Origin of the sequence: Pseudomonas lopnurensis (genome assembly GCF_015070855.1) — a bacterium.
Lineage (GTDB): Bacteria > Pseudomonadota > Gammaproteobacteria > Pseudomonadales > Pseudomonadaceae > Stutzerimonas > Stutzerimonas lopnurensis.
Genome location: NZ_JADDIX010000026.1, coordinates 1 through 6,331 on the forward strand (window position 1 = coordinate 1; position 6,331 = coordinate 6,331).

At 64.8% G+C, this 6,331-nt stretch carries 6 protein-coding genes; all 6 read left to right on the forward strand.

Annotated elements, in window-relative coordinates; translation table 11 throughout:
- The coding region (locus tag IN820_RS05765) for an IS110 family RNA-guided transposase (RefSeq protein ID WP_193680058.1) at positions 1 to 721 on the forward strand (721 nt) is incomplete at its 5' end.
- Positions 722 to 1,597: 876 nt separating this feature from the next.
- Positions 1,598 to 2,803 carry an ABC transporter substrate-binding protein gene (locus IN820_RS05770; protein WP_193680059.1) on the forward strand — a complete coding sequence of 402 codons (1,206 nt, stop codon included), beginning with the start codon at positions 1,598 to 1,600 and terminating at the stop codon, positions 2,801 to 2,803.
- Positions 2,800 to 3,609 carry an ABC transporter ATP-binding protein gene (locus tag IN820_RS05775; RefSeq protein ID WP_408005196.1) on the forward strand — a complete coding sequence of 270 codons (810 nt, stop codon included), beginning with the start codon at positions 2,800 to 2,802 and terminating at the stop codon, positions 3,607 to 3,609. The genes IN820_RS05770 and IN820_RS05775 overlap by 4 nt, the downstream gene beginning before the upstream one ends.
- Positions 3,602 to 4,312 carry an ABC transporter ATP-binding protein gene (locus IN820_RS05780; RefSeq protein ID WP_193680061.1) on the forward strand — a complete coding sequence of 237 codons (711 nt, stop codon included), beginning with the start codon at positions 3,602 to 3,604 and terminating at the stop codon, positions 4,310 to 4,312. The genes IN820_RS05775 and IN820_RS05780 overlap by 8 nt, the downstream gene beginning before the upstream one ends.
- Positions 4,312 to 5,199 (forward strand): branched-chain amino acid ABC transporter permease, encoded by an 888-nt coding sequence (locus IN820_RS05785; protein ID WP_193680062.1) that lies wholly within the window; start codon positions 4,312 to 4,314, stop codon positions 5,197 to 5,199. The genes IN820_RS05780 and IN820_RS05785 overlap by 1 nt, the downstream gene beginning before the upstream one ends.
- Positions 5,199 to 6,185, forward strand: a complete 987-nt coding sequence (locus IN820_RS05790) for a branched-chain amino acid ABC transporter permease (protein ID WP_193680063.1) — start codon at positions 5,199 to 5,201, stop codon at positions 6,183 to 6,185. Before IN820_RS05785 ends, IN820_RS05790 begins: the two co-directional genes overlap by 1 nt.
- Positions 6,186 to 6,331: the final 146 nt, after the last annotated feature.

Here is a 6,331-nt window from a genome sequence, read left to right on the forward strand (position 1 = left end):
GGACATGAAGTCCCTTGAGCTGAAGAGTCGTCAACGGCTAGGGGCTTACTTGCTGCGTCATGGACGCGTCTATGGCGGTAAAAGTCGCTGGACCCAGGCCCATTTTCGCTGGTTGGAGAGCGTGAAGTTTGATTCGCCGGTGCAGCAGATCGTCCTGCAGGAATACATCGATACCGTTAAATCGATGCAAAAGCGGGTGGCCGATCTGGAAGCGCAAATGCATGAAATGCTGGCAGGCTGGTCGCTAAGCTCGGTGGCGCAAGCACTGATGGCCTTGCGCGGCGTGAGTCTCATCACGGCGATGACGGTGCTGGCGGAGTTGGGCGACCTCACCCGTTTCGACTCGCCGCGCGAGCTAATGGCCTACCTGGGACTGGTTCCCAGCGAGCACTCCAGTGGCGGCTCACGTCGCCAGGGCAGCATTACCCGAACGGGCAACGGACATGTACGGCGAGTGCTGGTGGAGGCGGGGTGGAACTATCGTTTCCCGGCGCGCAAGACACGAGCCATCGAGAAGCGAGCTGAGAAAACCTCGGAGGTGGTTCAGGCCATCGCCTGGCAAGCGCAGAAGCGTTTGTGCGGTCGTTATCGGGCGCTTATCGAGGCGGGCAAGATCAAGCAGCAAGTCACAACCGCTGTCGCGCGGGAGCTGGCGGGGTTCATCTGGGCCATCGCCTGCGAGGTTGCGGGCAAGGCACACGGCAGCAGGGCAGTGATATGAACAAGCATCAGTGGCTTCGGTTCAGGGGGTGGAGGGCCGGTGAGGAGAACCCCTGGCGCTCCTATGTGGCGTCCTCTGTCAGGAGGGCAGACCCACGACTGTAGAGAAGGGCAGCTCCGCGACGAAGTGAAGTCAGGTCGGTAACCAACCCACGCATATCAGAGTGATCCACCGTCGCCAAATCGCCTTCCACCCCCTGAACCGAAGCCATTGACGGAGAAGAACAGAACGAAGAATAGAACCACAGTTGACAGGTCAATCCATATCAGGAGCCCGCTTGCGGGCGATCGGCCGCAACGCCGATGATCGCCGGCAAGGACTCGGCGTCCCCCCCGGGCCTACGGGCGCGGTGTGCACAGGCGACTTTCTCGGGGCTGCACCCTGTTTGCTGCCCGACAGCGCTGCATCGAAGACGCGCAGGCGCCTCCTAGATAATGCTCAGTGAGTCAACCAACTAACCGCACAGGCAACCAGGCCAGGCCAGGCCGTTCGGTCGGTTTCTCGCGCCTGCACGAAACAGTCGCCGCAAAGTTGCTTCCGCAAAATCCCCTGCTACGTTTAGTTCTAGAACAACAATAAGAAGAAGGCGCCCATGTATATCGATGCGACCCGCTTCCGGCTGAGCCCTCCACCCATCCGTCTCCCTCACCGTCCCGGCGCTGGCGTGCCGTCGATGCGCGCTGCGGCAGGGAGCGGCAGCGCACAGGCAGCGCCTGGATGGAGCGCATCGCGGGCGCCGTTCATCGCAAGCCCCGATCTGACCGGCGCGACACCGTTCGCGCTCACCTGCCCCGTTTTTCCCTAGAACCCCGTGCCGTCCGCGATGGCTCCGGGTGGGGCTGTCCGGTAAGCGGTCCATCGTGCAAGGAGATACGCATGAAGCTTCCAGCAATTGCAGCGGCAACCCTGACGGCAGCCATCGCCGTGCCCGCCTCGGCCGAGATTTCCGACGGCAAGGTGAAGATCGGCATTCTCAACGACCAGTCCGGCGTGTATGCCGATTTCGGCGGTAAATGGTCGTTCGAAGCCGCGAAGATGGCGGCCGAGGATTTCGGCGGCAAGGTGCTGGACGCGCCGATCGAGATCGTCACCGCCGACCACCAGAACAAACCGGACATCGCCTCCAACATCGCCCGCCAGTGGTACGACCGCGAGCAGGTCGACTCGATCATGGAGCTGACCACCTCCTCCGTGGCGCTGGCGGTGCAGGGCATTTCCAAAAGCAAGAAGAAGATCAACCTGGTCACCGGGGCGGCCACCACCGAGCTGACCGGCAAGCAGTGCTCGCCCTACGGCTTCCACTGGGCCTACGACACCCATGCACTGGCGGTCGGCACCGGCGGCGCGCTGGTGTCGCAGGGTGGCGACAGCTGGTACTTCCTCACCGCCGACTACGCCTTCGGCTATTCGCTGGAGGAGCAGACTGCCACCTTCGTCAAGTCCAAGGGCGGCGAGATCAAGGGCGCGGTGCGCCATCCGCTGGCGAGCACCGACTATTCGTCGTTCCTGCTGCAGGCGCAGTCCTCCGGGGCCAAGGTCATCGGCCTGGCCAATGCCGGCCTGGACACTTCCAACAGCATCAAGCAGGCGGCGGAATTCGGCATCGTCGCCAGTGGCCAGCGCCTCGCCGCCCTGCTGTTCACTCTCGCCGAAGTGCACGGCCTGGGCCTCGAGTCGGCCCAGGGGCTGACCCTGACCGAAAGCTTCTATTGGGATCGCGACGACCAGTCCCGGGAATTCGGCGAACGCTTCTTCAAACGCACCGGACGCATGCCGAACATGATCCACGCCGGCACCTATTCCGGCGTGCTGCAGTACCTCAAGGCCATCGAGAAGGCCGGTACCGATGCCACCGAGCCGGTGGCCAAGGCCATGCACGAGATGCCGGTGGACGACGTCTTCGCCCGCAACGCCAAGGTCGGCGCCAACGGGCGGCTGATCAGCGACGTCTATCTGATGGAAGTGAAGAAGCCCGACGAGAGCACGCGTGCCTGGGACTACTACAAGGTGCTGGCCACCGTGCCGGGCGACGAGGCCTACATCAAGCCGCAAGAAAGCGGCTGCGACCTGGCCGGGCAATGAGCATGGCCGCCGCAGCCCATGACGCCCCCGGGCCGCAGGCCGGTGCCGACCAAGAGGCGCCGGTGATGCTGTCGGCCCGCGGCCTGCGCCGCGAGTTCGGCGGCTTCGTCGCGGTCAACAATGTCGATCTCGACGTGCAGCACGCACGGGTGCATGCCCTGATCGGCCCCAACGGGGCCGGCAAGACCACGGTGTTCAATCTGCTGACCAAGTTCCTGCAGCCCACCAGCGGCACCATCCGCCTGCTCGACCAGGACATCACCCGCACCGACCCGGCCAAGGTCGCGCGCATGGGCCTGGTGCGCTCGTTCCAGATTTCCGCGGTATTTCCGCACCTGAGCGTGCTGGACAACGTGCGCGTCGCCCTGCAGCGCCCGGGCGGGCTGGCCACGCAGTTCTGGCTGCCGATGCGCTCGCTCAACCGCCTGAACGAGCGGGCCATGCAACTGATCGAATCGGTCGGCCTGCAGGACAAGCGCCACGACCAGGCAGCCGACCTGTCCTACGGCCGCAAGCGCGTGCTGGAAATCGCCACCACCCTGGCGCTGGAGCCCAAGGTGCTGCTGCTCGACGAACCCATGGCCGGGATGGGCCATGAAGACGTTCACGTGGTGGCCGAGATCATCCGCGAGGTCGCCACCCAGCGCGCCGTGCTGATGGTCGAACACAACCTCAAGGTGGTCGCCGATCTCTGCCATCAGGTGACCGTGCTGCAGCGCGGCGAAATCCTCACTTCCGGCGACTACCGCACGGTCAGCCAGGACGAGCGCGTGCGCGTGGCCTACATGGGAACCGAAGATGACTGAAAGCGCGCCCTTGCTGTCCGTACGCGACCTCAACGCCTGGTATGGCGAAAGCCATGCGCTGCACGGCATCGACCTGGACGTCCACCAGGGCGAGACGGTGACCCTGCTCGGCCGCAATGGCGTGGGCAAGACCACCGCCCTGCGCTCGATCGTCGGCATCATTCGCAAGCGCAGCGGCAGCATCCGCTTCGACGGCAAGGACATGCTGCGCGTGCCGCTGCACCGGACCGCGCGCCACGGCATCGGCTACGTGCCGGAGGAGCGCGGCATCTTCGCCACCCTGACGGTGGAGGAAAACCTCACCCTGCCGCCGGTCATTGCCAAGGGCGGCATGACCCTGGCGGAAATCTACCAGCTGTTCCCCAACCTCGAGGAGCGCCGCAAGAGCCCGGGCACCAAGCTCTCCGGCGGCGAGCAACAGATGCTGGCCATGGCGCGCATTTTGCGCACCGGCGCCAAGCTGCTGCTGCTCGACGAGCCCACCGAAGGCCTGGCGCCGGTGATCATCCAGCGCATCGGCGAGGTCCTGCTGACGCTCAAGCAGCGCGGCATGACCATCCTGCTGGTGGAGCAGAATTTCCGCTTCGCCAGCAAGGTCGCCGACCGCTTCTACGTGGTGGACCACGGCAAGGTCATCGACACCTTCGCCGTCGAGGAACTGCCCGGCCGCATGGCCATGCTCAACGAAGCACTGGGGGTGTGATGACGACTATCTTCGACGTGCCGATCCAGGCGTTCCTCGGCCAGTTGCTCATCGGCCTGATCAACGGCTCGTTCTACGCCATGCTCAGCCTGGGCCTGGCGATCATCTTCGGCATGCTGAAGATCATCAATTTCGCCCACGGCGCGCAGTACATGATCGGCGCCTTCGCCGGCTACCTGCTGCTGGCCACCTTCGGCATCGGCTACTGGCCGGCACTGCTCCTCGCGCCAATCATCGTCGGCCTGTGCAGCGCGGCGATCGAGCGCCTGGCGCTGTCGCGGCTGTACAACCTCGACCACCTCTACAGCCTGCTCTTCACCTTCGGCCTGGCGCTGGCCCTGGAAGGCGCCTTCCGCTACTACTACGGCTCGTCCGGACAGCCCTACGCGGTGCCCAAGGAGCTTGCCGGCGGCTACAACCTGGGCTTCATGTTTCTGCCCAAATACCGCGCCTGGGTGGTGCTGGCCTCGCTGGCGATCTGCATCAGCAGCTGGCTGCTGATCGAGAAGACCAAGCTTGGTGCCTACCTGCGCGCCGCCACGGAAAACCCGACGCTGGTGCGCACCTTCGGCATCAACGTGCCGCTGCTGCTGACCTTCACCTACGGCATGGGCGCGGCACTGGCCGGGCTGGCCGGCATTCTCGCCGCGCCGATCTACCAGGTCAGCCCGCTGATGGGCTCCAACCTGATCATCGTGGTGTTCGCCGTGGTGGTGGTCGGCGGCATGGGCTCGATCCTCGGCGCGATCATCACCGGCTACCTGCTGGGGATTCTCGAGGGACTGACCAAGGTGTTCTACCCCGAGGCATCGAACATCGTGATCTTCGTGATCATGGCCATCGTACTGCTGGTGCGCCCGGCCGGCCTGATGGGGAGGGACGCCTGATGACGACACCGGTATCGATGACCGCCACCGCCAAGCGCCCGCTGCTGCGCCTGGAGACCGTGCTGATCCTGGTCGGCGTCCTCGCGCTGGCACTGGCGCCGTTGTATTTCTATCCGATCTTCCTGATGAAGGTGCTGTGCTTCGCGCTGTTCGCCTGCGCCTTCAACCTGCTGCTCGGCTACACCGGCATCCTCTCCTTCGGCCATGCGGCGTTCTTCGGCGGATCGGCCTACTTCACCGCCCACGCGGTGAAGGAATGGGGCCTGCCGCCGGAGCTGGGGATTCTGGTCGGCGTCGCCGGCGCAGCGTTTCTCGGACTGGTCATCGGCTTCCTGGCGATCCGCCGGCAAGGCATCTACTCGACGATGATCACCCTGGCGCTGTCGCAGATGTTTTTCTTCTTCTGCCTGCAGGCCGGCTTCACCCATGGCGAGGACGGCATCCAGGGCATTCCGCGCGGGCACCTGTTCGGCTTCATCGACCTCGAGGAGCCGCTGTACATGTACTTCTTCGTGCTCTCGGTGTTCCTCGCCGGAATGTTCGTGATCTGGCGCGTCATCCACTCACCGTTCGGCATGATCCTGCGCTCGATCCGCGAGAACGAGAACCGTGCGATCTCCCTCGGCTATACGGTGTCGCGCTACAAGCTCGGTGCCTTCGTCATGTCCGCCGCCCTGGCGGGGCTGGCCGGCGGGTTGAAGGCGCTGGTGTTCCAGTTCGCCACGCTGACCGACGTCAGCTGGCAGATGTCCGGCGAGGTGGTGCTGATGACCCTGCTGGGCGGCATCGGCACCCTGGTCGGGCCGGTCTTCGGCGCGGCGCTGGTGACCACCCTGGGCAACTACTTCGCCACTTCGGAGCTGCCGGTGACGCTGGTCACCGGAATCATCTTCATGGTCTGCGTGCTGGTGTTCCGCCGCGGCATGATCGGCGAGCTGTACGCCTCGCGGCTGGGCAAGAAGCTCGAACGCCGCGCGGAGGATTGAGGGCTGGAGGCGATGGTTCCCATGCTCCGCGTGGGAACCGGGTCTGGACGCTCTGCATCTGCCGATACAGAGTGCCGGTACGTTGCGTTCCCACGCAACCAGCGTGCGGGATGCGGGCTCCGTTCGGCGGGTTACAACCCGCCCTA

Bases quoted from the DNA above. Each gene is read 5' to 3' on its own strand.
- IN820_RS05790 (WP_193680063.1), top strand. From the start codon at position 5,199: ATGACGACACCGGTATCGATGACCGCCACCGCCAAGCGCCCGCTGCTG.
- IN820_RS05780 (WP_193680061.1), top strand. From the start codon at position 3,602: ATGACTGAAAGCGCGCCCTTGCTGTCCGTACGCGACCTCAACGCCTGG.
- IN820_RS05785 (WP_193680062.1), top strand. From the start codon at position 4,312: ATGACGACTATCTTCGACGTGCCGATCCAGGCGTTCCTCGGCCAGTTG.
- IN820_RS05770 (WP_193680059.1), top strand. From the start codon at position 1,598: ATGAAGCTTCCAGCAATTGCAGCGGCAACCCTGACGGCAGCCATCGCC.
- IN820_RS05775 (WP_408005196.1), top strand. From the start codon at position 2,800: ATGAGCATGGCCGCCGCAGCCCATGACGCCCCCGGGCCGCAGGCCGGT.